Source organism: Pseudomonas sp. WS 5532 (genome assembly GCF_012985445.1).
GTDB lineage: Bacteria > Pseudomonadota > Gammaproteobacteria > Pseudomonadales > Pseudomonadaceae > Aquipseudomonas > Aquipseudomonas edaphica.
Genome location: NZ_JAAQWK010000017.1, coordinates 20,186 through 45,532, shown reverse-complemented (window position 1 = coordinate 45,532; position 25,347 = coordinate 20,186). Strand labels below are relative to the sequence as shown.

At 59.2% G+C, this 25,347-nt stretch carries 27 protein-coding genes; 16 read left to right on the top strand and 11 right to left on the bottom strand.

The features are described 5' to 3' along the window. The first annotated feature begins 320 nt into the window (after nt 1–320). Nucleotides 321–863 (top strand): DUF924 family protein, encoded by a 543-nt coding sequence (locus HBO23_RS24695; protein ID WP_026013690.1) that lies wholly within the window; start codon nt 321–323, stop codon nt 861–863. Between the two features lie 41 nt (nt 864–904). On the opposite strand, the gene HBO23_RS24690 is transcribed toward HBO23_RS24695, so the two are convergent. Further along, on the bottom strand, nt 905–2,344 hold the full coding sequence (locus tag HBO23_RS24690) for a hypothetical protein (protein ID WP_170040070.1): 1,440 nt from the start codon (nt 2,342–2,344) through the stop codon (nt 905–907). Between the two features lie 263 nt (nt 2,345–2,607). Here HBO23_RS24690 and HBO23_RS24685 point away from each other — a divergent pair, with 263 nt between their 5' ends. Together HBO23_RS24685 and yfcF are read left to right on the top strand one after the other, a co-directional pair. Further along, a complete protein-coding gene (locus HBO23_RS24685) occupies nt 2,608–3,486 on the top strand; it encodes a hypothetical protein (RefSeq protein ID WP_225933049.1) in 879 nt (292 codons plus the stop codon). Between the two features lie 98 nt (nt 3,487–3,584). Then, nucleotides 3,585–4,217 (top strand): glutathione transferase, encoded by a 633-nt coding sequence (gene yfcF, locus HBO23_RS24680; RefSeq protein WP_138452699.1) that lies wholly within the window; start codon nt 3,585–3,587, stop codon nt 4,215–4,217. A gap of 3 nt (nt 4,218–4,220) precedes the next feature. On the opposite strand, the gene HBO23_RS24675 is transcribed toward yfcF, so the two are convergent. Beyond that, nucleotides 4,221–4,466 carry a hypothetical protein gene (locus HBO23_RS24675; protein ID WP_017136849.1) on the bottom strand — a complete coding sequence of 82 codons (246 nt, stop codon included), beginning with the start codon at nt 4,464–4,466 and terminating at the stop codon, nt 4,221–4,223. Between the two features lie 143 nt (nt 4,467–4,609). Between HBO23_RS24675 and HBO23_RS24670 the strand changes: the two genes are divergently transcribed. Both HBO23_RS24670 and HBO23_RS24665 read left to right on the top strand, forming a co-directional pair. Continuing rightward, complete coding sequence (locus tag HBO23_RS24670) at nt 4,610–5,254, top strand: hypothetical protein (RefSeq protein ID WP_017136848.1); 645 nt, start codon at nt 4,610–4,612, stop codon at nt 5,252–5,254. A 33-nt stretch (nt 5,255–5,287) separates the two neighbouring features. After that, nucleotides 5,288–5,629: a hypothetical protein gene (locus tag HBO23_RS24665; RefSeq protein ID WP_017136847.1), complete on the top strand. Its 342-nt coding sequence runs from the start codon at nt 5,288–5,290 to the stop codon at nt 5,627–5,629. Between the two features lie 53 nt (nt 5,630–5,682). On the opposite strand, the gene HBO23_RS24660 is transcribed toward HBO23_RS24665, so the two are convergent. Beyond that, the gene (locus HBO23_RS24660; protein WP_065912055.1) at nt 5,683–6,429 is read right to left on the bottom strand and encodes a creatininase family protein; all 747 of its coding nucleotides are present in this window, start codon (nt 6,427–6,429) and stop codon (nt 5,683–5,685) included. A 30-nt stretch (nt 6,430–6,459) separates the two neighbouring features. Next, the gene (locus HBO23_RS24655) at nt 6,460–7,173 is read right to left on the bottom strand and encodes a murein L,D-transpeptidase catalytic domain family protein (protein WP_017136845.1); all 714 of its coding nucleotides are present in this window, start codon (nt 7,171–7,173) and stop codon (nt 6,460–6,462) included. Nucleotides 7,174–7,214: 41 nt separating this feature from the next. Between HBO23_RS24655 and HBO23_RS24650 the strand changes: the two genes are divergently transcribed. After that, nucleotides 7,215–8,798: a L,D-transpeptidase family protein gene (locus tag HBO23_RS24650; RefSeq protein WP_099547809.1), complete on the top strand. Its 1,584-nt coding sequence runs from the start codon at nt 7,215–7,217 to the stop codon at nt 8,796–8,798. Between the two features lie 132 nt (nt 8,799–8,930). Here the strand turns inward: HBO23_RS24650 and HBO23_RS24645 are convergent, their stop codons facing one another. Together HBO23_RS24645 and HBO23_RS24640 are read right to left on the bottom strand one after the other, a co-directional pair. Continuing rightward, nucleotides 8,931–9,491 carry an AAA family ATPase gene (locus HBO23_RS24645; RefSeq protein ID WP_170040068.1) on the bottom strand — a complete coding sequence of 187 codons (561 nt, stop codon included), beginning with the start codon at nt 9,489–9,491 and terminating at the stop codon, nt 8,931–8,933. A 42-nt stretch (nt 9,492–9,533) separates the two neighbouring features. After that, complete coding sequence (locus HBO23_RS24640; RefSeq protein ID WP_099547811.1) at nt 9,534–10,562, bottom strand: alginate lyase family protein; 1,029 nt, start codon at nt 10,560–10,562, stop codon at nt 9,534–9,536. Nucleotides 10,563–10,666: 104 nt separating this feature from the next. On the opposite strand from HBO23_RS24640, the gene dapF reads away from it, so the two are divergent. Beyond that, complete coding sequence (dapF, locus tag HBO23_RS24635) at nt 10,667–11,470, top strand: diaminopimelate epimerase (RefSeq protein ID WP_170040067.1); 804 nt, start codon at nt 10,667–10,669, stop codon at nt 11,468–11,470. Here the strand turns inward: dapF and HBO23_RS24630 are convergent. After that, the gene (locus tag HBO23_RS24630; RefSeq protein WP_170040066.1) at nt 11,467–12,600 is read right to left on the bottom strand and encodes a PAS domain-containing sensor histidine kinase; all 1,134 of its coding nucleotides are present in this window, start codon (nt 12,598–12,600) and stop codon (nt 11,467–11,469) included. The two genes, dapF and HBO23_RS24630, sit on opposite strands and share 4 nt — an antisense overlap. Beyond that, the gene (locus tag HBO23_RS24625; RefSeq protein ID WP_170040065.1) at nt 12,590–13,405 is read right to left on the bottom strand and encodes an alpha/beta hydrolase; all 816 of its coding nucleotides are present in this window, start codon (nt 13,403–13,405) and stop codon (nt 12,590–12,592) included. Before HBO23_RS24625 ends, HBO23_RS24630 begins: the two co-directional genes overlap by 11 nt. Nucleotides 13,406–13,532: 127 nt before the next feature. Here HBO23_RS24625 and HBO23_RS24620 point away from each other — a divergent pair, with 127 nt between their 5' ends. Next, nucleotides 13,533–14,756: a YgcG family protein gene (locus HBO23_RS24620; protein ID WP_170040064.1), complete on the top strand. Its 1,224-nt coding sequence runs from the start codon at nt 13,533–13,535 to the stop codon at nt 14,754–14,756. A gap of 3 nt (nt 14,757–14,759) precedes the next feature. Here the strand turns inward: HBO23_RS24620 and HBO23_RS24615 are convergent, their stop codons facing one another. After that, nucleotides 14,760–15,437, bottom strand: a complete 678-nt coding sequence (locus HBO23_RS24615; RefSeq protein ID WP_170040063.1) for a class I SAM-dependent methyltransferase — start codon at nt 15,435–15,437, stop codon at nt 14,760–14,762. A gap of 122 nt (nt 15,438–15,559) precedes the next feature. Between HBO23_RS24615 and HBO23_RS24610 the strand changes: the two genes are divergently transcribed. Further along, nucleotides 15,560–16,105: a GNAT family N-acetyltransferase gene (locus HBO23_RS24610; protein WP_170040062.1), complete on the top strand. Its 546-nt coding sequence runs from the start codon at nt 15,560–15,562 to the stop codon at nt 16,103–16,105. Nucleotides 16,106–16,109: 4 nt separating this feature from the next. Here HBO23_RS24610 and HBO23_RS24605 read toward each other — a convergent pair whose 3' ends face one another. Further along, the gene (locus tag HBO23_RS24605; RefSeq protein WP_017136835.1) at nt 16,110–16,604 is read right to left on the bottom strand and encodes a DUF1543 domain-containing protein; all 495 of its coding nucleotides are present in this window, start codon (nt 16,602–16,604) and stop codon (nt 16,110–16,112) included. A 106-nt stretch (nt 16,605–16,710) separates the two neighbouring features. Here HBO23_RS24605 and HBO23_RS24600 point away from each other — a divergent pair, with 106 nt between their 5' ends. Next, the gene (locus HBO23_RS24600; RefSeq protein ID WP_170040061.1) at nt 16,711–17,532 is read left to right on the top strand and encodes an aldo/keto reductase; all 822 of its coding nucleotides are present in this window, start codon (nt 16,711–16,713) and stop codon (nt 17,530–17,532) included. Nucleotides 17,533–17,585: 53 nt separating this feature from the next. On the opposite strand, the gene HBO23_RS24595 is transcribed toward HBO23_RS24600, so the two are convergent. Further along, complete coding sequence (locus HBO23_RS24595; RefSeq protein ID WP_017136833.1) at nt 17,586–18,101, bottom strand: Hcp family type VI secretion system effector; 516 nt, start codon at nt 18,099–18,101, stop codon at nt 17,586–17,588. Nucleotides 18,102–18,580: 479 nt separating this feature from the next. Here HBO23_RS24595 and tssA point away from each other — a divergent pair, with 479 nt between their 5' ends. Genes tssA through tssG form a run of 6 tightly spaced genes read left to right on the top strand, consistent with a single transcriptional unit; the run spans nt 18,581 to nt 25,347 of the window. After that, the gene (gene tssA / locus HBO23_RS24590) at nt 18,581–20,164 is read left to right on the top strand and encodes a type VI secretion system protein TssA (protein ID WP_170040147.1); all 1,584 of its coding nucleotides are present in this window, start codon (nt 18,581–18,583) and stop codon (nt 20,162–20,164) included. Nucleotides 20,165–20,198: 34 nt separating this feature from the next. Beyond that, entirely contained in the window at nt 20,199–20,696 is a 498-nt protein-coding gene (tssB, locus tag HBO23_RS24585; protein ID WP_099547820.1) for a type VI secretion system contractile sheath small subunit, read from the top strand. Nucleotides 20,697–20,722: 26 nt separating this feature from the next. Further along, a complete protein-coding gene (tssC, locus tag HBO23_RS24580) occupies nt 20,723–22,198 on the top strand; it encodes a type VI secretion system contractile sheath large subunit (protein WP_017136830.1) in 1,476 nt (491 codons plus the stop codon). 14 nt (nt 22,199–22,212) lie between these two features. Further along, nucleotides 22,213–22,614 (top strand): type VI secretion system baseplate subunit TssE, encoded by a 402-nt coding sequence (tssE, locus tag HBO23_RS24575; RefSeq protein WP_170040146.1) that lies wholly within the window; start codon nt 22,213–22,215, stop codon nt 22,612–22,614. Beyond that, nucleotides 22,604–24,391 (top strand): type VI secretion system baseplate subunit TssF, encoded by a 1,788-nt coding sequence (gene tssF / locus HBO23_RS24570; RefSeq protein ID WP_099547822.1) that lies wholly within the window; start codon nt 22,604–22,606, stop codon nt 24,389–24,391. Before tssE ends, tssF begins: the two co-directional genes overlap by 11 nt. Beyond that, complete coding sequence (tssG, locus tag HBO23_RS24565) at nt 24,355–25,347, top strand: type VI secretion system baseplate subunit TssG (RefSeq protein WP_170040060.1); 993 nt, start codon at nt 24,355–24,357, stop codon at nt 25,345–25,347. The genes tssF and tssG overlap by 37 nt, the downstream gene beginning before the upstream one ends.

Here is a 25,347-nt window from a genome sequence, read left to right as displayed (position 1 = left end):
TGGCGCGCAGTTTCAGGCCACAGGGCGCTTGAGCTCAATGGCATCAAGGCTTTTCCAGCGGTACAGCATCACCGAGATCGCGCAGTTGGCGACAAAGATCCCGTTGATGTTGTACCCGACAGCTTGTTGCGCACTTGGCTATTGGAGTCGCTGAAAACCTGGGCAAGACGGTGGATCATCAGGTAAACCCTATGTGCAATGGTGCGACCGCGCGCAAGCTTGCGCAGCCCATGTGGGACACTTGATGGATATCGCCGACGTCGATGATGAAGTCTGTGCGGCTTTTTTTATGTTAAGTGTTGGAGAGGACGATGACGAGCATGAACGAACAATCCGCCGAGGCAGTGATCGCGTTCTGGAAGCAGGCAGGGCCAAAACGCTGGTTCGCCAAGGACGACGCGTTTGACGCAGCCTTTCGCGAGACCTTTCACGCCACGCATATGCAAGCCGCCCGGCGTGAGTTGGAAAGCTGGCTGGATTCGGCGCAGGGTGCGCTGGCCTTGCTGATTTTGCTGGATCAATACCCGCGCAATGCGTTTCGCGGCACGGCACATATGTTTGCCACCGACCCGCTGGCGCGTTTGTATGCGCGGCGGGCGGTGGACGCCGGGTTGGATCAACAGATCGAGCCCGAACTGCGCGCCTTCTGTTATCTGCCGTTTGAACATTCCGAAGACCCGGCGGACCAGCAGCGTTCGCTGGCGCTGAACCAGTATTTGGATGCCAGCACCTACCATTGGGCCAAGGAACACGCGGATATCATTGAACGGTTTGGGCGGTTTCCCCATCGCAACGCGGTATTGGCCAGGGCAACCACCCAACCCGAGCATGAGTTTCTCAAGGCCGGTGGTTTCGCCGGCTAGGCCGTGATCGTTCCCATTGCGTGGGAGCGATCATGGGCGTCCTAGACCTCGGTGGGTGCCAAGGCTGCCTTGGCGCCCACCGGACGAAAGCGCCGCAACCCCTTGAGGTCGACCGCCCAGCGCAAGGCTTCGGTGGCCGACGGGCGCTGGCCATGGCTGATTGCGCTGTCATCCTGAGTGAGCGTGCCGAGGTAACCCTGGGCACCGCCGCGCTCGCTCCAGTATTGGGTGTGGCTGAGCCAGGAGCGGGCGAGCCAGCCTTTCCAGGTGCCTACGGTGACGGGTAAATCCAGCACGCCTGCACCCATCACCGGCTTGACCGGGCCGCCGACGATATCGCCAAACAAGCCGTAGGGCGCGGGAAAGTAGAGGTTGGTCCAGCGCGTCACGGCAAACGCCGCAGCATGGTGCAGGTACTGCGGGGTAAACGGTTTTTGCCCAAGCATCACTGGCTTGCGTGCGTTATAGCCATAGCCCTTGGTGTCTTCGGTCGGTGGGCAGGCCGGCGCTTCGCGGCGTTCAATGCGTTTTTTGAAGTCACTCACACTGCGGCCCAACAACAGGCTGGCGTGGGCCATCGGGCTGCCGACGGTGACCAGGTCGCTGATGCGCCACGGATTGCCCAGGCCGCGTTGCTCGATAAATGCCTGGGCCTGCTGCTCGCGGAACCTCAAGGTGCTGCCCAGGCTGCCATCGAGGGCGGCGCCGGCGTTGGGCAATGCTTCATTAATCACCGGTTGCAACGTGGCATTGGCGGCATAACGGCTGGCCAACTCGCGGTTGCTGGGGATCACCTGGGTCAATTGGTCGTGGTGTTCATGCCACAGGTAACCGACGATGTCGTAAGCAATCACGCTGCCCAGGCTGTGGCCGACGACGATGATACGGTCGTAGTCGCCCTGGTTGTGCAGGGCGCGCAGCAACGCCACCCCGTCTGCGCGGATCTGTTCGCGAATCACCACGTTCTGCGGGTTGGGACTCAAGTAGCGCGCCGCATCGCCCAGGTAAGACAGCGCTGAATAGCGCAACCCTAGCCCGATGGCGCCAAGCAGCAGTGGCAACAGTGCGAACGGATTGTCACTGTGCTCGAACCGGCCCCAGGCCGTGGCGAGAGTGCCACTGGCAATCAGCAGCAGGAGCACCATCACCGTCCAGCGCGTGGTGCGCCAGATCGGCACGATGGCCTCGGGAATGTCACGGCGCGGGCGTTTGAAAATATCCCATAGCCAGCCCAGTAGGTGACCGACCTTGGTGCCCTGCATCTTGTGGGCCCAGTAGTATTCATAGAAGTCCGTGGAGGTGCGACCTGACGACTTCAGTACGCGCAGATCGAAATTGCGCGAAAGCCGGTCTGGCTTGCTCCAGTAAAACGGTGTGCCATCGGGCGGGGCGGCAGGGATCATCGCTTCGACGAAGCCGCGTAGCGTGTCCATTGGGCGCTGTTCGCCGATGCCGTGGATAACCACAACTGCTTGTTTCATAAGCTTATCTTCCTTGAAAGCCATGGGTGAGTGTTGCGAGTGTGGGAGCTGGTTTGCGGGGAGGCTAAACGATGTGATATTGCCACTAAGTCGCCTGTTTCCGCCAGGAATGCCTTTATCGTGGTCAGCCACCTTTTGGCGAGGAGCCTGTTAGTTCTGACAGTAGACGCAGCCTTGGAATGGCTGTGTAGTGCCTGAAGGTCAGCCTCTGCCCGATGCGTTGAGGCTGGAAGAAGTGCTTTTAGGCAATAGGAGTCTTGATCATGTCTGATTCAACCAACCCTCCGAGTGACGTATGTTGCACTGTTGTAACTGATGAGTGTGATAAAGACCCTGCGGGCTGCTCCAATCATGGTGAGGATGTGCATATACACGTGCATGTTCATGTGCACCGTCATTGTTGTTCGGCGGCGACTGCGGCCGTGACCAAGCCAGTAAAGTTGCAGGTTATAAAGTTTGGTTTTACGAGTGTCGCCATTGGTAATTCAAGTTACCCCAATTTGATGGCGCAGGTTAAAGAGCCCGCAAACTACGGACCCAACGGGACTTATAATAAAATCCAGTCTGTAGACGCTATTGATGCCGCGGCAGATATTGTTGCTCCCTCTATAACGGCTGCTGAATTGAAGGCTAAATATGATGTGCTGTCTGTCGGGTTACATAATAGTAGTTTTACCGTGGCACAAGCAGATAGGTTGAAAGAATATGCAGCGCTAGGCGGCGTCTTACTGTTAGCCTGCGATAATGGCGCCGCTGTAGGCATGTTGAATGTTTTACAGCGATTTGGGCATACCGGTACGCTTGCTGGCGTGCCTGTTGTGGGGGTTTACAGTGGCTTGTCTTCCACAACGGAAAACTTGAGCAGCTATTTCGGCAACTCTTCAGGCGTGACAATCAAGGGGTCTGCATCACTTGCAATGACTGCAACACAACTTCCCCCAGGCAGCAAGGTGTTGGCTACTTTTGGTGCTTATGTGCTTTTTTGGTTGGTAGGCGGCACGATGGGCCGAGTGATCGCATTCAGTGATATTGAACTTACCACCACTGAGGTTTCAGGCACCACGGTAGACAATGGGCAAGAGAAGTTCTTGAATAACATGATGGGCTATGCATTTGATCAAGTATTGGCGAGCGCTGGATAAAAGTATGCATTCCCACCAGGAATGCCCCTATAAAAACAGCGCATTGTCTTTCTGGGCGCCGATCTCGTAGCGTGGTCTCTCACCCAAGGAGAGCTTTTATGCCTTCACCATCGTTGCGCCTTTACGTGGATGCCCAATACACCAGCCCCTACGCCATGTCGGTATTCGTCACCCTGCTGGAAAAGGGCATGACCTTCGAAACCGTCACCCTTGACCTGGACACGGCGCAAAACCAGGCAGCGGAATTTGTCCAACTGTCCCTGACTCAGCGTGTGCCCACGTTGGTGGAAGGCGACTTCGCCTTGTCGGAGTCCTCTGCAATCAGCGAATACCTGGATGAGGCTTTCCCCCAGACCACGGTATACCCGACGGACTTAAAACAGCGGGCGAGGGCGCGGCAGGTTCAGGCGTGGTTGCGCAGCGACTTGCAGGCTATTCGCCAGGAACGTTCGACGCTGGTGGTGTTCTATGGGCAGAAGATGCCGCCGTTGTCGCCTGCGGGTGAGGCGGCCGCGCACAAGTTGATTCAGGCGGCACAGGCGTTATTGGCAGGCAACCCGCTGTACCTGTTCGGTGCGTGGTCGATAGTCGATGTGGACCTGGCGGTGATGCTCAACCGTTTGATCCTCAACGGTGACAACGTGCCCGCCGAGTTGGTGGCCTATGCACAACACCAATGGCAGCGGCCTTCCGTGCAGGCCTGGGTCAACCTGCACCGCCCGGCGCTCTAGGGGTTACAGCCATTCCTGGGCCACACGCCGGCCCAGGTCTTCCCAATCGGCCATGCCCAACACCCGCGTGGTGTTCAAGCCGCGCAGGTAACCGAGCAGTTGCTGGGCGCTGGCGTAACGCAGGTCGGCGTCTGCGGTGTCGTCCTGCAGCACGTTCTCATATTCAACCAGGTAATCGGCGACCCGCTCGCGAAACTCCGGCAATACGGCTTCGCGGATGCGGTCGAAGGTTTTCTGGTGGGGCTTCATGGCGTGGTCCTTATAGGTTTTATGGAGTTAGGCAGCCTGACACTATCGGTTCAAATGATAGTCACCATCAAGGATCACACGTTCTGTTTTTGCGCCAAAAGCGGACAATCACGCCATCGACACGCTGTTCAAGGAAATGCGCGATGAGGACGATAATCCAGCTGGGCCTGATGATACTGATGCTCGGCACCACGGTGCTGGCCAACCCGGCGATTGCCGATGATCTGCGTACAAGCCATTTGCTGCCTCTCGTCGGTAGCGTAGACTCCCTGCGGCACGCGCAATCGGTGGGGGTGTTGTACAGCGAAAACACCCGCGACAACCTCAGCTACCTTGAACGCTACCACGCCATGGCCATGAACGGCGCCAAGGATGCCCTCGACGGGCGCATCCGTGAAGCGTTCGTCAACAGCTCCGACCCGGAACTGGCCATCGATTGGTTAATGAGTTCGTTGCAGGGCACTTTTCTTACAGTAACGGTCTATAGCAGCCTCGATGAATTGGTGCAGGCGCACCCGGATGTGGTGGTGGTGCTCGATACCCACAACCAGCTGCTGACCCAGCGTAACGATCAGGTTGAGGCGCGCTTTGTTGCACGGTTCTATGACGCGAACCTGCAATACATCGCCAAGGCTGAAGGCTCGGTGCACAAACAGGTGCCGTCTGTGTGGGTGCATGACAAGGCGGTGCCGGAAATTGCCGCACAGATTGAACAGCAGCGTGATGTACAGCTTGATGCATTGAAGCAGTTCGATGTGTCGCTCAAGGCGTTGGTAAGCGCCAGTTGATGTGAACTTTTCTTTTTATACTCAGGATTTTATATGCGCGCTTTTTTCGTTCCGGCCCTGGCTGCGGCTCCTTTGTTGCTGACCGGTTGTATCACCGCTCCCAACGCTCCGAGCTTGACCCTGCAAACCAATAAGACCCCTGAAGGCTATGTGCAGTGCGTGTTGCCCAAGCTTGAAAAACACGGCATTACCTCGACGGTGACCCAGAACTCGCGTCATGCCAAAGTGGTGTTGACCAGCAAGATTGCCGCCGATGATGTACTGGAAGCCTACAAGTCCCAGGACGGCACCAAGGTGTTCCTGTATGAGCGTAAGCCACTGGCGTCGGCGATCAAGCCATCGCGGCTTGAGTTGGCGGCACAGGATTGCAAGTAATCCGAGCCTTCACACCGTTCAAGCCAGCTCCCACATTTGGATTTATGGTGGGCCTAGGGTTTGGCTTCGTTGCTGAAGGCGTTCACGCTGTTGACCAACCCCTTGGCTGCCAACGCCACCAACTCACCGCCTTTTTCCACCGTCGCCAGCGCAGGATCAGAGCCCATGCGCCCGTCGGGGAAGCGTGCGCGAAAGTCCAGCGCTTCGCGGATCGGCCCGGTGTTGGCGATTTGTGGCGAATACTCAGCCGACTTGATCGACTCTGGGTACGCCCACTGCGTCACTGCAATTTCCGACGGCGTGGCGTGGCTGCCGTGGCCCACCGGGAATTGGCGGTGAGCCAGTTCGTTGACGCCTTCCAGGTCCCACCAGTTCACCAGCTTGAGTGCAAACCCGGCCGGGCGGCGCGCGTAGCTGGCTTCGGCGTACAGCTCGGAAAAGGCCGCCTCGATGGTGGCGATATTGCCGCCGTGACCATTCAAGAACAGGATTTTCTCGAAACCATGCCCGGCCAATGAACGCACCCAATCGCCAATGGCAGCGATAAAGGTGGAAGGGCGCAGGGAAATGGTCCCGGGAAAACCCAGGTGGTGCTGGGCCATACCGATATTGAAGGTCGGGCCGATCAGGATGTCGGCGTTTTTCTGCGCCTCGTGGGCGATGATTTCCGGGCACATCCAGTCGGTGCCCAATAGGCCGGTGGGGCCATGCTGCTCGTTGGAGCCAATGGGAATAACCACCGTGCGGCTGCGTTCCAGAAACTGCCCGATTTCGATCCAGGTGGAGGTGTGTAGAAGCATGCGACGCTCTCTTTTATCTGTGGGGACAGGCTAACCACCACGGATTGTACGACTACTCGCCACCTGTTGGGGTTTGCAGTTGAGATACGTCGACGACTTCAGCCAGCGCTGGTCCGGGTACCAGGAGAACATGAACTGCCCATCCTTGAGTTTGTCTACCACCTGGCGCGCTACTTGCGGGCGCACGGCCGGGCAACCCTGGCTGCGGCCGATTCGGCCTTCGCGCTTGCTCCACGCCGGGTTGACGTAGTCGGCCGCATGAATCACCAGTGCGCGGTCGCGGGCCTGGTCATTGAAGCCCGGCTCCAGGCCGTCCATGCGCAACGAGTAGCCGTGGGTGCCCAAGTAACTCTCCTGGGTGCGGAACAAACCCAGGCTGGATTGGTGGCTGCCTTCCCGATTGGAGAATTGCGTGGCAAAGTTTTCCCCGGATTTGGCACCATGGGCCACCAGGTCGCGCAGTACCAGGGACCTCTTGCGTAGGTCGAAGATCCACAGCCGACGGGCGGTAGAGGGCTGGGAGTAGTCAATGACGGCCAGGCGATCCGAGCGTTCCTCGCCGTTATTGACCGCGCATTGCACCGCGCTCAGGGCGCTTTTCAGTACAGTGGGATTGAGTTCTGGAGCCGAGCGCGCCAGGCTGCTATACAAAGTAGGAGGGTTGGCAGTGGCGGCGAGCGTAACATTGCTCAGCGTAGCCAGGGTCATGGCGATCAAGCCGGCGCGGCATATTAAAGTCAGCATCTACAGTACATCCCCCCCGCTGTGGATTGGAGTTAAGTCAATTGTTCAAAAAACACGCATGTTACTTGAGCATTTGCCTGCTCGTTGCACCACTGGTCGCGACAGCTGATGAGCTGCCGGTGGACGCTGTGCCGGTGGTTTCGACCAGCCCGGTGCAGTTGGCCCTTTCTGAACTGCCCAGCGTTTGCCCCAACCTTGCCGCGCAGATAGACGCAACGACCCAAGCGCGCTTGCAGGCGTTCTACCAGCAACAGGGCAATGTGACGCTGTGGTCCGATGAGCGCCGCCACACTCTGCAATCTCAGTTGCTGATGCTGGCCGACGATGGCCTGGACCCCACCCACTATAGCCTGCCTACCGTGGATGCCACGGGTAACGTGCTGTGCAGCGATATCGGCAGCAGCCGGCAATACCTGCAAGCCCTGCAGGATTTGCATTACGGGCGCCTGCAACAGTCGCGTTTCGAGCCGCTGTGGCATTCCCAGCCACCCACCCTCGACCCCAATACCCAAGTGCTGGCTTTTGCCACCACCGGCCTGCAAGACATGGCGCAAGCCTTTGATCAGGCGCGCCCCAGTGCCGACCTGTACCGCAGCTTGCGCAATACCTACGCCACTGTGCGCCTGCAGCCGTTGCCCCATTGGGACCCGGTCGCCACCGGGCCGCTGCTCAAGCCAGGCATGGAGGACCCGCGCGTGCCCGACCTGGCGCGGCGCTTATATAGCGGTGGTTATCTCGCCAAGGCGCCGACGGGCAACAGCCGGCAGTACCGTGACGAGTTGGTCAAGGCGGTCAAGGCCTTCCAGCTCAGCCACTCGTTGCAGGCCGACGGTGTGATAGGCACGGGTACTGTGGCCGAACTCAATATCAGCCCGGCGATGCGCCGCGATCAGTTGCGCATCAACCTCGAACGTTTTCGTTGGCTGGCTCAGGACCTGGAACCCGAAGGTGTCGTGGTTAACGTCGCGGCTGCGCAATTGAGTGTTTACCAGAGCGGCATCCCGGTGTGGCAAACCCGCCTGCAAGTGGGGCGTGCCGAACGCCAGACGCCGCTGCTCAAGTCGCGCATTACCCGGCTTACCCTCAACCCCACGTGGACCATCCCGCCGACGATCATGCGTGAGGACAAACTCCCGGCCATCCGCCTCAACCCCGAATACCTGCGCCAGCAAAACCTGCAAGTGCTCGACGCCCAGGGCCGCCCATTGACGGCCGACCAGGTGGATTGGTCGCACCCCGGCAACATTCTGCTGCGCCAGGAGGCCGGCCCGCGCAACCCGCTGGGCCGCATCGTGATGCGCTTTCCCAACCCCTATTCCGTTTACTTGCACGACACGCCGAGCCAGCCGCTGTTTACCAAAGGCCCACGGGCATTCAGTTCGGGCTGCGTGCGGGTTGAGCAGCCGATGATGCTGCGCGACCTGCTGGTAACCCCGGCCGAACGCACGCGCACCGAAGAATTGCTGGCCACCGGCACAACCCATGAATTCAGGCTGGCCACGCCAGTGCCGGTGCTGTTGGGTTACTGGACAGTGGAAGTCGATCGCCAAGGCGGGTTGGTGTACTCGCCGGATATTTATGGGCGTGACCCGGTGTTGGTGAAGGCGATGGGAGCGGTGCTCTAAAAACTCACTGTGGCAGACGGGCTTGTTGTGGCAGACGGGGTTGTTGTGGCGAGCAGGCTTGCCCTGCGTTGGGCTGCGTAGCAGTCCCAAAACCAGACGCTTATGTGTCTCTGAGAAAACGCGGTGACTGTATTAGGGCCGCTTCGCAGCCCAACGCAGGGCAAGCCTGCTCGCCACGGTAAGCCCGCTCGCCACAGGGGTGATGTGTGCCAGGATCACTTCGACGGCCTCGGCGGCTGTCACACTTGCAGTGTCGACAGTCAGTGGCGTCTCAGCCCACGCCTCATATTCATGTACTGAAACGGACTGCCAGGAGGGCGGCACCAACCCGGCAATATCGCCCGTGCGGCCCTCCACCCGGCGCTGATGTTCCAGCATGTCAGAGCAAACCACCTCAATATCAAGCATCTCGACGCCTGCTGTCGCCGCCACGGCCTGCCACGCCTCCCGGCTCTCCTTCAGCGGGTTCACACAGTCGGCAATCACCGTCTGCCCCATTCTCAAATTACTCAATGCCAGCGCATTCGCCACGCCATAACCGCTGGCGCCCACATCACCGGTCAGTACGTTTGCATCCCGAAGCGCCTGTTCAATCACATCAATACGCAGGTAAACCGCGTTTATCCGACGTGCCAGTTCGCTGGCAATCGTGGTCTTGCCGGTGCCGGGCAGGCCGCTGAATACAATAAGCATGGTCAATCCTTTGAATAGGGCGCCCGGCCAGTCTAGCCGCGCTTACTTCAAATAGCAGGCGCTGATCCAATCGGCCGGGTGGGCCGCCAGTTGCGTGGCCACGGGCAGGTAGCGTTTATCCAGTTGCGCCGCCAGCCAGAACAGCGTCGCGCTGCTTTTGGCATCCCAGGTGCCGCTGTAACCGGCTTCGCCTACTGTGGCACGGTCTTTGTCGAACTGAACGTGGGTGTGCACGAACTCCTGGTGGCTGCGTTGCCCAGTGGCGTAAGGCACCAGCCAGTCGAGGGCGGCGCCCAGCGACGCACCATTGCTCTTGAGGTTCAGCCAGTCGCCGCCGTAGGCCTTGGCCGCCAGTGCGGCCTGCACCAGCGGTTCAAGGTCGTAGACCACGTAATGCAGGGCGTCGCGGTCCTGGAAGTCGGTGACCGAACCGTCAGGCAGGATGTTATCGGCCACTTGCTGTTTAAACAGTTGATGAGCGTGCTCAAGCATGGCCTGGTCGTTGAGTGCGGCGGCGGCGAGGGTCACCAACTTGATGCGGTGGCTCTGCCAGTTATTGGTCTGGGTGCCTTTTTTCTGCCCGTGGAATTGTTCGATATGCGCGATGTAGCCATTGCCCAGCTTGCTGATCAAGCGACGGCTGGCGGCGCGGGTTTCCAGGCGCAGGTGGTCGGCGGTAAGCGCATAGGCCGTGATCAGCATATCGAGATTGGTTTCGTCGATGGGGTTGAAATCCGGCTGGTAGACATCGGCCCAGGCGGCGAGGTAGTCGTCGACTTGCCTGAGGTAACGCGGGTCACCGCTGATGCGCCAGGCCAGCGCCGCCTGGCGCATCAGCGGCCAGTCCTTTTCAGCAACCAGGCTTTGCTCGCGAATGCCATGGTTTGGCAGGGTGCCTTCGGTGTGCACCTGCGGCAATGGCGCAGGCTGGTCGGCCAAATGCCGTTGGGCGGCGGCCAGCAGCGCGTGGGCTGCCGGGTTTGCCGACGCAGGCTGGCAAAGGCTTGCAGCCATCGTCACGGCGGGCAACGCGGCCAGCAGCAAGGTAAAGGCAAGGGTGGTTTTGTTCATGGACGGTTCTGTTGGATAAGGATGTGCCAACGCTAGCACGCGGCTGAAACGGCTTGGATGAAACTCCCGTATGCTTGCAGGCTGATCTCGACCGAGGACCGCCCATGACCTTGCCCTTTGTGAAGATGCATGCCCATGGCGACGATTTCATCATCGTCGACCGCCGTGGCCTGGACGACCCGATCACTGCGCAGGTCGCCCGGCGGCTGGGCAACCGTCACACCGGTATCGGCTTCAACCAACTGGCGGTGGTGCTCGACTGCGAAGACGCCCTGGCCCGCATCAAGTTCTGGAACCCCAACGGTACGCCGCTGCAAACCTGCGGCAGCGCCACCCGCGGCGTGGCCGACCGCTTGATGCATGAGACCGGTCGCGACACCATCGTATTGCGCACGGATCGAGGCTTGCTGACGTGCGTGCGGGCCGCCGGCCAGCAAGTGTCGGTGGACATGGGCGTGCCCTCGCTGGACTGGTCTGGCGTACCACTGGCTGACGCGCTGGACACCCGCACCTTGCCCATCGATGGCGCGCCTGCCGCCTGCAGCATGGGTAACCCGCATTGCACGTATTTTATCGACGACATCAGCACCATCGACGTGGCGGCCGTGGGCCCGGCGCTGGAAACCCATCCGCTGTTCCCGGCCAACACCAATGTGCATTTTGTGCAGGTGCTGGACCGCAGCCACATCCGCCTGCGTATCTGGGAGCGCGGCGGGGGTGTGCCGCTGGGTTCCGGCTCCTGCTGCTGTGGCGCGGTGGTCAATGGGATTCGGCGCGGGTTGCTGGACGCCACGGTTCAGGTGCAATGCGACGGTGGCACGGTCACTGTGCAGTGGGACGGGCAGGGCGGTGTGGTGTTGACCGGCCGTGTCGAGCCGGTCATGCAGGGCACGGCGTACCTGCTTTAAAGCGTTACGGTAAAGGTCGTGCCCTCGTTGACGCAGGAACTCACCGCCACGTCTCCACCGTGCGCCCTGGCCAGTTCACGCACGATATACAGGCCCAACCCCACGCTACGCACCTCGCTGCCCTGGTCGGTGCCTCGGGTCATGGGCTCGAACAGCCCGGCCAGCAGCGTTTGCGGGATCGCGGCACCGTGGTTATGCACGGCCACTTGGCAGCCACCTTCGCCCAAGCGTGAGGTGATGGTAATTGGCATCAACAAGTCGCCATAGGCCACGCTGTTGGCCACCAGGTTACCAATAATCTGCTGCACCCGGTCGGCATCCAGGCACGCTTGGCCCATACCTTCGGGCTGGTGCTTTAATGTGGCCTTGGGGAAGGCCACGCGCAGTTCATCCACGGCGTGCTGGATCACGCCGTGCAGGTCCAGGGGTGTGGTCTTGATGCTGATCCCGTGGCCGACCCGGGCCTGGGTGAAATCCAGCAGGTCGGCAATCATTCGCTGGGCGCGCTCGGAGGACTGGCCGATATGGCCCAGCAACTGGTGCTCCCTGGGCGTGCGCTCGCTGCGTGCAAGCATGTCCGAGGCCATGCGGATGGCGGTCAGTGGGTTTTTCAAGTCATGGCTGACGATCGCCACCATCTGCTCGGCAAACAACGCGCGGCGCTGGGCGATGGCATAGGCTTCGCTCAGTTCCGCCTGGGCCTGATGCAGCGCCAATTCGGTGCTGGTGCGTTCCTGCAACAAGGCTTCGGCAAGCTTGCGCGCATTGAGCAGCTCGCGCTCGTACTTGTCGCGGTCGGTGGTGCCGAACAGCGCCAGGTCGTGTACCAATGCGCCAGCCTGTTCGCGGGCGCTGGCGTTGAGCAGTACGGTCACTTTGTGGCCGTCGTGGTGCACCAAGTCGAGTTTGACTTCGCTGACGCTGCCACGCATGCGCAGCATCGGCGCCAGGTGGGTCTGGTGGAATATTCGCCCGCCCATGGTCAGCAAATTCTGAAACCGCCGCCCGCACAGCTCGGCACTGCGCAGCCCCAGCCATTGGCCGAGCAGCGTGTTGGCGCGCAGGATCGTGCCGTCTTCAGCCGTCACCGCCAGGGCACAGGCGGCGCTGTCGAACAGATCAGCCGACATCAGCCATGGCCCATGGCGCCAGGAAGTTGTCCATCGCCCTCGTGCAGGCCTCGGGCGCGCTCATATGCGGGCAATGGCCGACATTATCGACCAGGCAATAGGTGCTGTTGGGCAGCACGCTGTGCAGGTATTCGCCCACCGCCACGGGTGCAATCAGGTCGTCACGTGATTGCAGGATCAGCACGGGCGTGGTCAGGCCGATCACGTCCTTACGGTTGTCCGACATAAAGGTCACCCGCGCAAATTGCTTGGCGATGTCCGGTTCGGTACGGCAGAAACTGTCGCTCAGCTCGGCACTCAACGCCGGTTGCTCGGGGGCGCCCATGATCACGGGGGCCATGGTGCTGGACCAGCCCAGGTAGTTGCTGTCGAGCGTGTCAAGCAGGTCATCGATATCGCTGCGCTTGAAGCCGCCGACGTAGCCCACGTCGTCGATATAGCGTGGCGACGGGCCGATCATCACATGGGCGGCGATACGGCCTGGTGCCAGGCGGTCGGCGAGGGTGGCGATCATCGCGCTGACCGAATGGCTGACCAGGATCACCGGGCCGCTGGCGAAAACGTCGATAATCTCGTTTAAATCGCGGGCATAACCGCCCAGCGCAGCATATTTGGTCTTGTCGAATGCGCTGAGGTCCGACAGGCCAGCCCCCACCAGGTCATACATCACGACGCGAAAACGCTCGGTAAAGTGCGGCGTCATATAATTCCACATGGCCTGGTTGCAGCCGAAACCGTGGGAGAACACCAAGGTCGCCGGACCGTTGCCCATCACACTGACGTTGTTGCGGTGCTTCAGGTTCATGGGGTTCTCGGTTATGGCGCATTGCTATATATGCGGGCAGTTTAGATAGTCGCGGGCGTGGGGTCACGCGTTATACGTCTATAAGGTAAAGTCGACGCCTCCTCGAAGAAACTTCAGGTAACAAAGCATGCGGCTGTATTTGCGCCAATCCGTCTTGAGTCTGCTGGCGCTGGTGTTTATCGGCCTGTTGACCAGTGCCCAGGCGGACACTTCGCCGATCAAGGTCGCCCTCGATCAACGGGTGATCGACCTCACCAATACGTTGGATAACGGCACAACCGAGCGCTTGAAGGCTCAACTCGCCGCCCTCGAACAGCGCAAAGGCGCCCAGGTTGCCGTGCTGCTGGTGCCCACCACCGGCGGCGCAACCATCGAAGACTTTGCCAACCAACTGTTCCGTGCCTGGAAACTGGGGCGCAAGGACGTCAATGACGGCATCCTGCTGGTGGTGGCTAAAAACGACCACACCGTGCGTATCGAAGTAGGTTACGGCCTGGAAGGCACGGTCACCGACCTGCTGGCTCATCGCATCATTGAAGAACACCTCACCCCGGCGTTTCGCCAGGGCGACTATGCGGGTGGGATTCAACAGGCCGTCGATGACCTGGGCGTACTGGTAGACGGCGGCGACCTGCCCAAGCCGGTGGAGCCTGAGGTCAACCCGCAGGCCATTGCGGTGCTGTTGGCGTTTATCTTGGGAGGCGTCGGCGGTGTGCTGATCGCCGCCGGCAAGCTGCCGTGGCGCCCGGCGTTAATCGCCACCGTGGCGGTTACGGTACTGTTGACGCTGTATGGGGGCGGTCGCGACTGGCCGATGTACCTGCTGGTGTTGCCGCTGACCCTGCTGATTGGCGGCGCGACTTTCGGCGCCTTATGGCTGGCGCGCACCGTGTTTTATTGCGTGATTGGGGTGCTGGCCTACGTTGCCGGGCTGCTGGTGGTCGACCATTTCGTGGCCGTCAACTTCGTCCATTGGCTGGTGTGGCCGTTTGGCTGCGCGTTGGTGCTGGCGTTGTATATGGGACTGTTTTTCGTTATCCACCAATCCTGGAAGAACAGCCCGCGCTTCTTCTTCGTGCGGGTGCTGGCGGTGGTGGCGGTGTATGTGGCAGTCGGGTTGCTGCTGGGGCACGGTTATCAAGGCTGGATCATCGCCATACCCGCCGCTTCGGTGGTGGCGTTTATAGTGTTTTTGCAGAGCATTTCCGATGGTGGTTCGGGTTCGGGTTCGGGTTCGGGTGGCGGGTCTGGCTCAAGCTCAGGCTGCTCGGGTTCAAGCTCCAGTTCAAGCAGCAGTTCGTCCGGAGGCGGTGGTTCCAGTGGTGGCGGTGGGGCATCTGGTAGTTGGTAAGCGCTAGCGCGGTTTATAACCTACCCATCCTTTGAAACTGAAGCCGGCGTAGAACAGCTCCACGCCTTCGAACCCGGCTTCAACCATCAAGGCTGCATCTTGTGCGGGTGACAGTACCGGCAATTTGGCGCTGATCGCGGTAATCGCGCGCTCTGCATCCTCGGCCGGCACGCCCGAGTCCACCGCAAACGCGGCGTAACGCTTCAACCAGCGGCTTTTTTCCTGCGGTGCCTGGGGGAAACTGTGGTGCGCCACGATCAGCGGTGCTCCGGGTAGCAACCGTTGCCACAGGGTCTTGAGGGTTTGCAGGCGTTCCTGTTCGGGAATGAAGTGCAGGGTCAGCAGGCAGGTGGCGCCGTCAAAGGGACCCAAGGGGGCGGTGTCGATATAACCCTCGTGCAACTGCACGCGCTCATTTAAAGGGCCCAGTGTCGCCTGCGCCAACTTCAGCATCTCGGCCGACGGGTCGACGCCTGTAAAGCGCCAGCCTGGCTCGGCGTCGGCAAAACGTTTTAGCTCCAGGCCGCCCCCGGCGCCCAATACCAACACGCTGCCGGTCGCTGGAACAGTTTCACGCAGCAGCAGGATGGTCATCCGTTGCAAGCCATCGAAGCCCGGTACCAGACGCACAGGGCCTTCGGCGTAGCGGGCGACGGCATCAGGGTCGGAAAAAAAGCTCATGGCGGGCTCCTGCAGATTGGGCGAGGCGTAAACCCTACTGCGGCCCATCGGTAGAGGCAATTGCTGTTGACTGCATTCGTGGTAAAACGTTGATCCCTGCACCCCTTGAGTACGGAGACTCAATGCCTGTTATCAACCCGCCGCCCATTACTGTTCGGGATGCCACTGCCGAGGACGCCTTATGCATCGGCGTGCTCGGTATGCAGGTGTTTCTCGATACTTACGCGACCCAAGGTATCCGCGCCTCGATTGCCAGAGAGGCGCTGCAAGCCTTTGCGCCGCAGACCATCACCCAACTGCTGACACAACCCGGTCTCTCGCTGGTGGTGGCTGAGTCGAATGGCCACCTTGTTGGCTTTGCCCAGATCAAACTCCACGCCACTCATTCGATGATCACAGCACCCGATGCCGCCGAGTTGCAGCGCCTCTACATCCAGGAGCGATTTACCGGCCAGGGAATTGGCTATCGGTTGCTGCAGGCGGCAGAACAGCGCGCGGTGCTGGGCGGGGCGTCTTTCGTGTGGGCAACCGTGTGGGTGGGCAATGAACGCGCGCTGGGTTTTTACCCCCGACGGGGTTACGCGGTGCTGGGGTCGCCGACCTATACCTTCCAAGGGGAAACCCATGGCAATCGTTTGTTTGGCAAAACCTTGGCGCCCTGTACATAAAGGCTCAGGGCAGGGTGATGTAGTCGTTCTGCTGGATGATCGGCTGGTGCGCGCCTGGCACCAGGTGAACGTAGCGACCGTCCACCAGATCGATAGGCAGGCAGTCGTCAATATCCATCACGCCATCGGTATGGGCCTGCGACCAGTGCTGCAATAGCTGCTGCTGGCCCTTGCGCTTGGCTTCCTGTTTGTCGCGAGCCACCACCAGTAAGTAATGGTGGGCCTCGCCGAACACCTTGGCTTCATAACCACCCAGGTTGATGAAGTACAGGTGATGGGCACCTGCAGGCGGCGCCATTTGGCTGAGTTCGACTTTCCAGCCGTCTACGCCATCGACGGCCATCCAGGCGTCGATATGCATGCCCTTGGGGCTGCCGAACCAGCCGTCGCGCAATTGCGGGTAGGTGGCTTGCAGCGTGTCCGCCACTGCGAACACCACATCGTGAACTTCGATTTTGGCCCTTGGGTGCTTGCCCCCGAGCATGACAACAAACAGCATTACAGGTCCTGCCTGGTGATTGGGTAAAGGCTAACCATACTTCGATTGAACCCTTTTGTCCGGTCAGTGCCACACTGTTAATTCGCCAACTCATCAGGAGGTTGTTATGCGCACCATTGATCTGGCCGGTGTTCCCGTGCCTGTCATCGGCCAAGGCACCTGGCGCATGGGTGAAAACCCGGACCTGCGCAAAGCTGAAGTCGCCGCGTTGCAATTGGGTATCGACGAGGGCATGAGCCTGATCGACACCGCTGAAATGTACGGCGAAGGTGGCGCCGAAAAGGTGGTAGGCGAGGCCATTCGTGGCAAGCGCGACCAGGTGTTCCTGGTCAGTAAAATCTACCCTCACAATGCCAGCCACAAGGGCGTGCCGCGTGCCTGTGACGCCAGCCTTCAGCGGCTGGGCACTGATTATATCGACCTGTACCTGTTGCACTGGCGCGGCCAGTACCCGCTCGAAGAAACCGTCGAAGCGTTCGAACGTCTGCGCGAGGCAGGCAAGATCGGTCGTTGGGGTGTTTCCAACTTCGACGTCGCCGACCTGCAGGAACTTGCATCCCCCGCGTGTGCCACCAACCAGGTGCTCTACAACATCGAAGAGCGGGGTATCGAGTTCGACCTGTTGCCATGGTGGCAACAGCACCATTTGCCACTGATGGCGTACTGCCCAATCGCCCAGGGCGGCGAACTGCTGTCCAGCCCGACGCTCAAGCAAATTGCCCACCGACATGAGGCCACACCCGCACAGATCGCCCTGGCCTGGGTACTGCGTCAGGAGGGTGTGATTGCCATTCCCAAGGCGGTGAGCCCCGAGCATGTGCGGCTGAACGCAAGTGCCGCGAAACTGGTGCTGGATGAGCACGATCTGGATGCGATCGACCGCGTGTTCGGTGCACCCAAGCGCAAGCATCCACTGTCAATGGTGTAGCAAGCGTGCAGAAACGCTGCCGTCCATGGCCGGCGTTTCTGCGTCACCCAGGGTTAGCCGGCGACCGGGCTACGCCAGTCGTCCGAGCCGGAAGTACCCGCCACTTCGTGCGTCCAGATGATCTTGCGATAGGTGAAATGCACATCTTCCAAATGCGTGAAGTGCGCGTTTTCCGGTGCCTGGCAGTTGGGCATGCGTGACTGGATGTCCACGATGGTCGCACCCTCAAGCTCGATGGTGAAATAGTGCTCCTGGGTGCCGGCCGAGGAGGTGCGGAACCATTGCAGTTGGCATTTGACTTCTTCGCCACTGGTCAGCGCGCTGAACAGCAGGGGCGATGATTTATCGAAGACCTTGCTGATCATCAGCGGTTTGTGAACCCTTTGGCCGGTTGGCTGACCGGATTGCGGGTCACGGGGAATGATCACTTGATGCGAAAAAGCCTGGACCAGGATCTGGTCTTCGTGGCCCTCCTGATAAATGTTGCCTACCGAGTCCTGGGTAAACGTGCCTGCCGTAATCAGTCCTTGTTTGACACCGGTGATCGAAAGGTATGCGGGTGTTGGCATGACGGGTTTCCTTGCCTGATGGTTGAAGTAGTGCCCAGCGGCAGTTGTGCCGGCTGGGCAAGTTCCTATAACAAGAAGCGTGCCTGAAATTAACAAGTCCAGTAAAAGCAGGGGGGTTGCTTGTTGTTGAGCTTGATTTCATTAAGAAGGTGGATGTTTTAATCCGATTTAAATGAAATTGGTTGCGCAGAAGTGTGCATTAATTTGCTCGTCTAGTTTTTCGTGTGCTTATTGGAGGAGAGGGTTAATTGAGCATGGCGTGCTGGTTTTGCTGCGCAAAATGGTGCGCACGCCAATGATTTAGGGGGTTGTAGGAAAATCCTTAAGTGCCGATTTGACACTTGCCGGATGTTATTTGTCCGGCTAGTGTTTGCGAACTTCGTGGAGAGAGTGGCGAGGTTTTTATAATCGTGTCTTTTGCGCCTGAGTGTGCTTCAGGTGTGCAGAATTTAATTGTTTTAAATGGTGTGCGGTCCAAAATGGATTATTCAGGCGCTTTGTGTGGCTATTATCTTGAACTTGCCTTGGCGCCCTGTTCACAGGGTAACTTTGCAGGCAGCGATATGCGCTTTTCAAGTGAATATGAGGCCTTGGAGTCCGAGCTTGGCAAAGTGCAATCGATACATGTCAGCACCCAGCCGGACTGGCAGGAGGCCATGCACATCAGCGAGTGCCTGCTGCGTCAGCACACCAAGGATCTGCGGGTGGCGGCCTGGTTGACTTGGGCGTTGTACCAGCGTGAATCCTTGCCGGGGCTGGTGGCGGGCCTCGGGTTGATACGTCATTTATGCGAGCACCATTGGGCGGTTGTCTATCCGGCAAAATTACGCACCCGTGGCGCAGCACTGGGCTGGTTGGCGCTACGCCTGGAGCAGGTATTTGCACAAAGCTTTTCGCTCAAGGACCAGCAGCCATTGTTTCGCTGCATGCTTGAGCACCTGACGCACCTCGATGAGCTTTGGTCTGCGCATTTGAGTGATGAGGCACCGACGTTATTGCCGCTGCGCAGGCAATTGACGCAGCGCTTGGAGCAGGCCGTAGAAGTGGAGCTGTCAGAAGCCGGTTCGGCGCTTGTGACTGCTCAGGTCAAGCAGGCGACGACGCGGCTGCTGATCCCCGAGTCGGCAACGGGTCACGACAAAACGGGTAACCAGACGATAGCCAGTGAAAAAGAAGCCCACAAATCACTGCGCGTCTTACAGGAACATGGCCGGCACTTGTGCAACTGGTGGCTGCGCCAGGATGCGACCGACCTGCGCGCCTTGCGGCTTAACCGGACACTGACCTGGCTGGCACTCAACACCTACCCGGACGCTGACAGTGACCGGCTCACGGTGCTTCGTGGCCCGACGCCCGACAAGCTCAAGCGCTACCGGGAGCGTTTTGCCCAAGGGCATTACGGCGACCTGTTGCTTGAACTTGAGGCCAGCCTGGCGGGTGCGTTGTTCTGGTTTGACGGCTTGCGCATGGTCTGGGAATGCCTTGACGCCTTGCAGGCCGATCTGGCTAAGACCGAACTGGAAGTCAGCTTCGCGCTGTTACTGCAACGGCTGCCGGACCTGCCCGAATTCAGGTTTCACGAGGGTGCGCCGTTTGCCGATACCGCTACCCGGGACTGGATCACGCTTCAGGTCGCTCGACACTTGCAGCCGCCTGCGCCGTCCGGCGTGGTTGTGGATGCCAACGCCGAACCCTGGGAAGCGGCCTTGCAAGAGGTCATGCCCAGGTTGCGTAAGGACGGGCTCAAGGAGGCAATACACGAACTCAAGCAGGGCATGCACACCGCACGCAGCGAGCGCGCGCGTTTTCATTGGCGTCTGGCACTGGCGCGGTTGTGCGTATCGGCAGGCAAGCAAGAGCTGGCGAAGGTGCAGCTCGAAGACTTGGACCACGAGCTTCAGCGCGCCGGTCTGGATCGCTGGGAGCCGGAACTGGCACTGCAGGTTGCGCAGCTTTTGTATCGCTGTTGCGAGCTTTTGCCGCAAAGCCAGGCCATACGCGAGCGTAAGGAAACTACCCACCGAAGGCTCTGCCACTTCGATGTTGAAGCGGTACTTGAATAGGCTTTTGAACCCCCTCGAAAAAAGGAGATTTACCGTGGCCAAAGAAGGTTCGGTAGCACCCAAGGAACGCATCAATATCACCTTCAAGCCCGCCGTCGGGGGCGCCCAGGAAGAGGTTGAGCTACCTCTGAAATTGCTGGTGCTGGGTGACTTCGCCCAGCGCGAAGACCCACGCAAGCTCGAAGACCGCAAGCCTATCGGTATCGACAAGAACACCTTTGATGACGTGCTGGCCAAACAGGCACTGGCGTTGACGCTAAGTGTGCCTAATCGCCTGCAGGAACTGCCCGATATCGAAGCACTGTCGGTCCAGGTGCGGGTCAACTCGATGAAGGATTTTACCCCGGCGAACCTGGTCGAGCAGATCCCGGAGCTGCAAAAACTCATGGCGCTGCGTGAAGCACTGATGGCCCTCAAGGGGCCATTGGGTAACACGCCGAGCTTTCGCAAGGCGATCGAACAGGCGCTGGCGGATGACGACTCCCGCGCACGTGTATTGACCGAATTGGGGTTGAGTGACCCCACCGCCTGACATTTTCAGTAAAGGACACTGACGCCATGACCACCCAACAGCATCCGCTACCCACCCGAGTGGCTGACGAGCACAGCATTCTCGATACCATCATTGCCCAAACACTGCTGAGCGCGGATGACGAGGCCTACAGCATTGCCAAACGCGGTGTCTCGGCGTTTATCGAAGAGCTTGTCAAACCGCACAACAGCGGCGAGCCGGTCAAGAAGCGTCTGGTCGATCGAATGATCGCCGAGATCGACATGAAGCTCAGCGAGCAAATGGATGAAATTCTTCATCACCCGGATTTCCAGGCACTGGAAGCTTCGTGGAGAGGGTTGCAACTGCTCGTCGATCGCACCAATTTTCGCGAGAACATCAAGATCGAACTGCTGAACGTCTCACGACAGGACCTGCTGGATGATTTCGAAGACTCCCCGGAAACCACCCAGTCCGGGCTCTACAAGCATATCTACAGTGCCGAGTATGGTCAGTTCGGCGGCCAGCCCGTGGGCGCGATCATTGCCAACTACTTCCTTGGGCCCAGCGCGCCGGATGTGAAGCTGATGCAATACGTTTCCAGTGTTGCCTGCATGGCCCATGCACCGTTTATTGCCGCCGCAGGGCCGAGCTTTTTCGGTTTGGAAAGCTTTACCGGTCTGCCTGACATGAAGGACCTCAAGGATCATTTCGAGGGGCCGCAATTTGCCAAATGGCAAAGCTTTCGTCAGAGCGAAGACGCTCGTTACATTGGCCTGACCGTGCCGCGGTTCCTGTTGCGTACCCCTTACGATCCCCTTGAGTGCCCGGTCAAGACATTTGCCTACCAGGAAAACGTGGTCAACAGCCACGAACACTATTTGTGGGGCAATACCGCGTTTGCCTTTGCCACCCGGCTGACGGACAGTTTTGCCCGGTTTCGCTGGTGCCCGAACATTATCGGCCCGCAAAGCGGTGGGACAGTGGAAGACCTGCCCCTGCATCATTTCCAGAGCATGGGTGAAATTGAAACCAAGATCCCGACCGAAGTGCTGGTCTCTGACCGTCGTGAGTACGAACTCGCACAGGAAGGTTTTATTGCCCTGACCATGCGCAAAGGCAGTGATAACGCGGCGTTCTTTTCCGCCAGTTCAGTACAAAAACCCAAGTATTTCGGCAGCAGTGCCGAGGGCAAGGAAGCTGAGTTGAATTACCGCCTGGGAACACAACTGCCCTACATGATGGTGGTCAACCGGCTGGCGCATTATCTCAAGGTGTTGCAGCGTGAGCAGTTGGGTTCATGGAAGGAGCGTACCGACCTTGAGCTGGAGCTCAACAAATGGATTCGCCAATACGTTGCCGACCAGGAAAACCCCAGCGCCGAAGTGCGTGGGCGGCGCCCATTGCGGGCTGCCCGCATCGTGGTCAGTGATGTTGAGGGCGAACCTGGCTGGTACCGCGTTAACCTCAGTGTGCGACCGCACTTCAAGTACATGGGCGCGGACTTCACCCTGTCCCTCGTCGGCAAACTCGACAAAGAATGAGAAAGGGGCAGGGGATACCCGACTATCGCAGCCTTTTTGAGCGTCTCGAAGGCCTGGCACCCGCCAGGGCCGGAAGTGTAGCGTCGATTGCCGCGCACTTGGAGAACATGCTCGGCACACGTGCAGGCAGTGTCTTGACGCTGCCTGACTATGGGCTGCCCGACCTCAATGACATGCGCTTGAGCCTGCATGAGTCATTGAGTCAGTCGCGCCTGTCGATTGAGCGTTTCATCCAGGTTTACGAACCACGTCTTTCGAATGTGTGTGTCAGGGGCTTACCCGATACCGGCAACCCCTTGGTCCTGGCGTTTGTGATTGAGGCAACACTGCTCATCGACGGCGTTATGCAACCAGTGGTTTTTAACGCGCAGTTGGCCGGTTGTGGTCGGGTTGAGGTACTGCCTGATGTCCTTTAACCACTTTTACCAAAGTGAGCTCAGTGCCTTGCGCCAACTTGGGCGGCGTTTTGCTGAACGCAACCCAGCCTTGGCACCTTTTCTCGCCGACTCAGGCCAGGACCCGGATGTAGAGCGTCTATTGGAAGGCTTCGCCTTTCTGACCGGGCGCTTGCGCCAGAAGCTTGCCGACGAGCTTCCAGAGCTGACTCACTCATTGATGCATCTGCTGTGGCCCAACTATATGCGGCCACTGCCGGCGTTCAGTATCTTGCAATTTGACCCGTTGAAACATGCGTGCACCACGGTGAGCGTAGAACGGGACACGCCGGTTGAAAGCGTGCTGGTCAATGGTGAGCGCTGCCGCTTTCGTACCTGCTACGCCACCCAGGTGCTGGCGTTGCAACTGAGTCGCCTGGAGTACGTGTCCCAGGGAGCACAAACGCTCCTCAACCTGCACATGGAGATGAGCGTCGAGGGCAATTTGAGCCAGTTGGCCTTCGATCAATTGCGTTTGCACCTGGCGGGTGATCGACAGGTGAGCCAAGGCTTGTACCTGAGCTTGTTGCGTCATCTGGAAGGCATCGAATTGCGGCTCTTTGACCACGAAGGGGTTGTGATCAAGGATCGCGATGGCCAGCCGTTGTCGCTGCGGCTTGCTGCAAGCCAGGTAAAACCGGTGGGGTTCGATGAGGAGCATGCACTGATTCCCTATCCCGCCAACACCTTTTGCGGTTATCGCCATCTGCAGGAATATTTTGCGTTTACGGACAAGTATCTGTTTGTCGATGTACTGGGGCTGGATGCGTTAGAGGCGTTGCCAAATGAATTGCGCAAGCAGGCGAGATGTATAGAGCTGCGTTTCAAGTTAAACCACCCCGCGCATGCGGCGCATCGCCCCACTCTGGACAACGTAAAGCTGTATTGCACGCCGATTGCCAACCTGTTCAAGCACGATGCAGTGCCCATTCGCCTCGATGGCAAGCAGGATGAGTACCTGCTGCTGCCGGGTGGCATAGCGCGGGGCAATGCCGCGGTCTTTTCCGTGGACCAGGTGACCGGATGGCGCCCGGGTGGGCTGGGCTACCAGGCGTATGTGCCGTTCGAATCCTTCGAGCATGGCAGTGGCAATGCCACTTCGGCGCGCACGCCCAGCTACAGCATTCGTCAGCGCTCGTCGGTGCAAAGTGCCGAACTGGATACCTGGTTGAGTTTTGGCACTGGCCCAGGCAATGAGCAGGAAACCCTTTCGATTGAATTGACCTGCACCAACCACAACTTGCCACGGCTGCTGCAGGTGGGAGAGATCAATCAGCCCTGTGAACAAACCCCGGAATTCCTGACGTTTCGAAATATCTGTGCGCCAACGGCAAGCTTTGCTCCGCCTTTGGACCAGGACTTCCTCTGGAAACTGATCAGCAACATGTCGCTCAACTACCTCTCGTTGACCGATACCCGTGCCTTGAAAGTCATCCTCCAGACATACGACTTGCCGCGCTATCACGATCGACAGGCTCACAACGTCAGCCAGCGAAGACTGGATGCGTTGAAGTCCATCCGTCATCAAGCCGTTGATCGAATACATCGTGGGCTGCCGATACGCGGCCTGCAGGTCGACTTGAGTATTGACGTCAACGGCTTTGCCGGCCAGGGCGACCTGTTTGTCTTCGCCTCGGCACTCAATGAGTTTTTTGCCCTATACGCCGGCCTCAATTCGTATCACGAACTGCGGGTCACCAGCACACAAGGAGACGTGTATCTATGGCCACCCCGGATGGGTCGGCAGGCCCTGCTTTGACTGCTCTAGCACGCACAATTCGCGAGTATTCGTTATTCCAGGCGGTACTGCAGGTGATTGAGCGCCTGCGCGACAGCCATCCTTCACTGGATGACGACGCGTTATATGACCTGCTCGAGTTCCAGGCCAACCCAAGCTTGGGTTTCCCTGGGCACGACATTGACCGGGTGGTTTTTTTTGTCGAGCACGGACAGTTACGCGCGCGCGTGCGTCTTAACGTGCTCGGCTTGTTTGGCGCCGGTTCGCCATTGCCTGGGTTTTATCAAGAGCAGGCGAGTGGCAGCGTCAGCCGTGGCTTTCTCGACGTATTTCACCACCGCCTGCAGAGGTTGATGTTGCCGATCTGGCGTAAGTATCGCTATCGAGCGAGTTTTCGCACCGACGCCAGTGATGCTTTTTCCGCGCAGATGTTTGCGCTGGTCGGGCTGGGCAGCCGCCAGATTCGAGACGCGGCGCAATTGGACTGCAAGCGGTTGTTGCCGTACCTGGGGCTGCTGAGCCTGCGAGCGCATTCGGCAACGTTGATCGAAACGGTGCTGCGCCATTACTTCAAGCACAGTCGTTTGTTCATTGAACAATGGGTTGAACGCACGGTGGTCATCGCCCAACAGCAACGCAATCAACTCGGTACGGCCAATAACGTGCTTGGCGAAGACCTGCTGCTCGGGCACCGGGTTGCCGATCGTAGCGGCAAGTTCAGGGTGCATGTCGAGGGCTTGAGCTGGCAGCGCTTTCACACGTTTCTACCCGCCGGCAGCGCGTGCAAACCGTTGTGCTCGCTGGTTCGCCTGATGCTGCGGGTGCCATTGGACTATGACGTGCGCCTGGTACTGGCCGAGGGTGAAGTGCGGCCATTGCATATTGGCGAGCGCAACGTATGTCGTCTCGGTTGGACCAGTTGGTTGGGGTACGAGCGTGCCGACGGTGTGGTCACTCTGGCCAGCCACTCTGATTAG

Coding starts and splice junctions, on each gene's coding strand:
- tssF (WP_099547822.1), top strand. CDS start 22,604: ATGTCCTTTAACCACTTTTACCAAAGTGAGCTCAGTGCCTTGCGCCAA.
- HBO23_RS24615 (WP_170040063.1), bottom strand. CDS start 15,437: ATGAGCTTTTTTTCCGACCCTGATGCCGTCGCCCGCTACGCCGAAGGC.
- HBO23_RS24690 (WP_170040070.1), bottom strand. CDS start 2,344: ATGAAACAAGCAGTTGTGGTTATCCACGGCATCGGCGAACAGCGCCCA.
- HBO23_RS24675 (WP_017136849.1), bottom strand. CDS start 4,466: ATGAAGCCCCACCAGAAAACCTTCGACCGCATCCGCGAAGCCGTATTG.
- HBO23_RS24645 (WP_170040068.1), bottom strand. CDS start 9,491: ATGCTTATTGTATTCAGCGGCCTGCCCGGCACCGGCAAGACCACGATT.
- HBO23_RS24610 (WP_170040062.1), top strand. CDS start 15,560: ATGCCTGTTATCAACCCGCCGCCCATTACTGTTCGGGATGCCACTGCC.
- yfcF (WP_138452699.1), top strand. CDS start 3,585: ATGCCTTCACCATCGTTGCGCCTTTACGTGGATGCCCAATACACCAGC.
- HBO23_RS24660 (WP_065912055.1), bottom strand. CDS start 6,429: ATGCTTCTACACACCTCCACCTGGATCGAAATCGGGCAGTTTCTGGAA.
- dapF (WP_170040067.1), top strand. CDS start 10,667: ATGACCTTGCCCTTTGTGAAGATGCATGCCCATGGCGACGATTTCATC.
- HBO23_RS24670 (WP_017136848.1), top strand. CDS start 4,610: ATGAGGACGATAATCCAGCTGGGCCTGATGATACTGATGCTCGGCACC.
- HBO23_RS24695 (WP_026013690.1), top strand. CDS start 321: ATGAACGAACAATCCGCCGAGGCAGTGATCGCGTTCTGGAAGCAGGCA.
- HBO23_RS24625 (WP_170040065.1), bottom strand. CDS start 13,405: ATGAACCTGAAGCACCGCAACAACGTCAGTGTGATGGGCAACGGTCCG.
- HBO23_RS24595 (WP_017136833.1), bottom strand. CDS start 18,101: ATGCCAACACCCGCATACCTTTCGATCACCGGTGTCAAACAAGGACTG.
- tssA (WP_170040147.1), top strand. CDS start 18,581: ATGGATTATTCAGGCGCTTTGTGTGGCTATTATCTTGAACTTGCCTTG.
- HBO23_RS24620 (WP_170040064.1), top strand. CDS start 13,533: ATGCGGCTGTATTTGCGCCAATCCGTCTTGAGTCTGCTGGCGCTGGTG.
- HBO23_RS24685 (WP_225933049.1), top strand. CDS start 2,608: ATGTCTGATTCAACCAACCCTCCGAGTGACGTATGTTGCACTGTTGTA.
- tssC (WP_017136830.1), top strand. CDS start 20,723: ATGACCACCCAACAGCATCCGCTACCCACCCGAGTGGCTGACGAGCAC.
- HBO23_RS24640 (WP_099547811.1), bottom strand. CDS start 10,562: ATGAACAAAACCACCCTTGCCTTTACCTTGCTGCTGGCCGCGTTGCCC.
- HBO23_RS24630 (WP_170040066.1), bottom strand. CDS start 12,600: ATGTCGGCTGATCTGTTCGACAGCGCCGCCTGTGCCCTGGCGGTGACG.
- HBO23_RS24665 (WP_017136847.1), top strand. CDS start 5,288: ATGCGCGCTTTTTTCGTTCCGGCCCTGGCTGCGGCTCCTTTGTTGCTG.
- HBO23_RS24600 (WP_170040061.1), top strand. CDS start 16,711: ATGCGCACCATTGATCTGGCCGGTGTTCCCGTGCCTGTCATCGGCCAA.
- tssG (WP_170040060.1), top strand. CDS start 24,355: ATGGCCACCCCGGATGGGTCGGCAGGCCCTGCTTTGACTGCTCTAGCA.
- HBO23_RS24655 (WP_017136845.1), bottom strand. CDS start 7,173: ATGCTGACTTTAATATGCCGCGCCGGCTTGATCGCCATGACCCTGGCT.
- HBO23_RS24605 (WP_017136835.1), bottom strand. CDS start 16,604: ATGCTGTTTGTTGTCATGCTCGGGGGCAAGCACCCAAGGGCCAAAATC.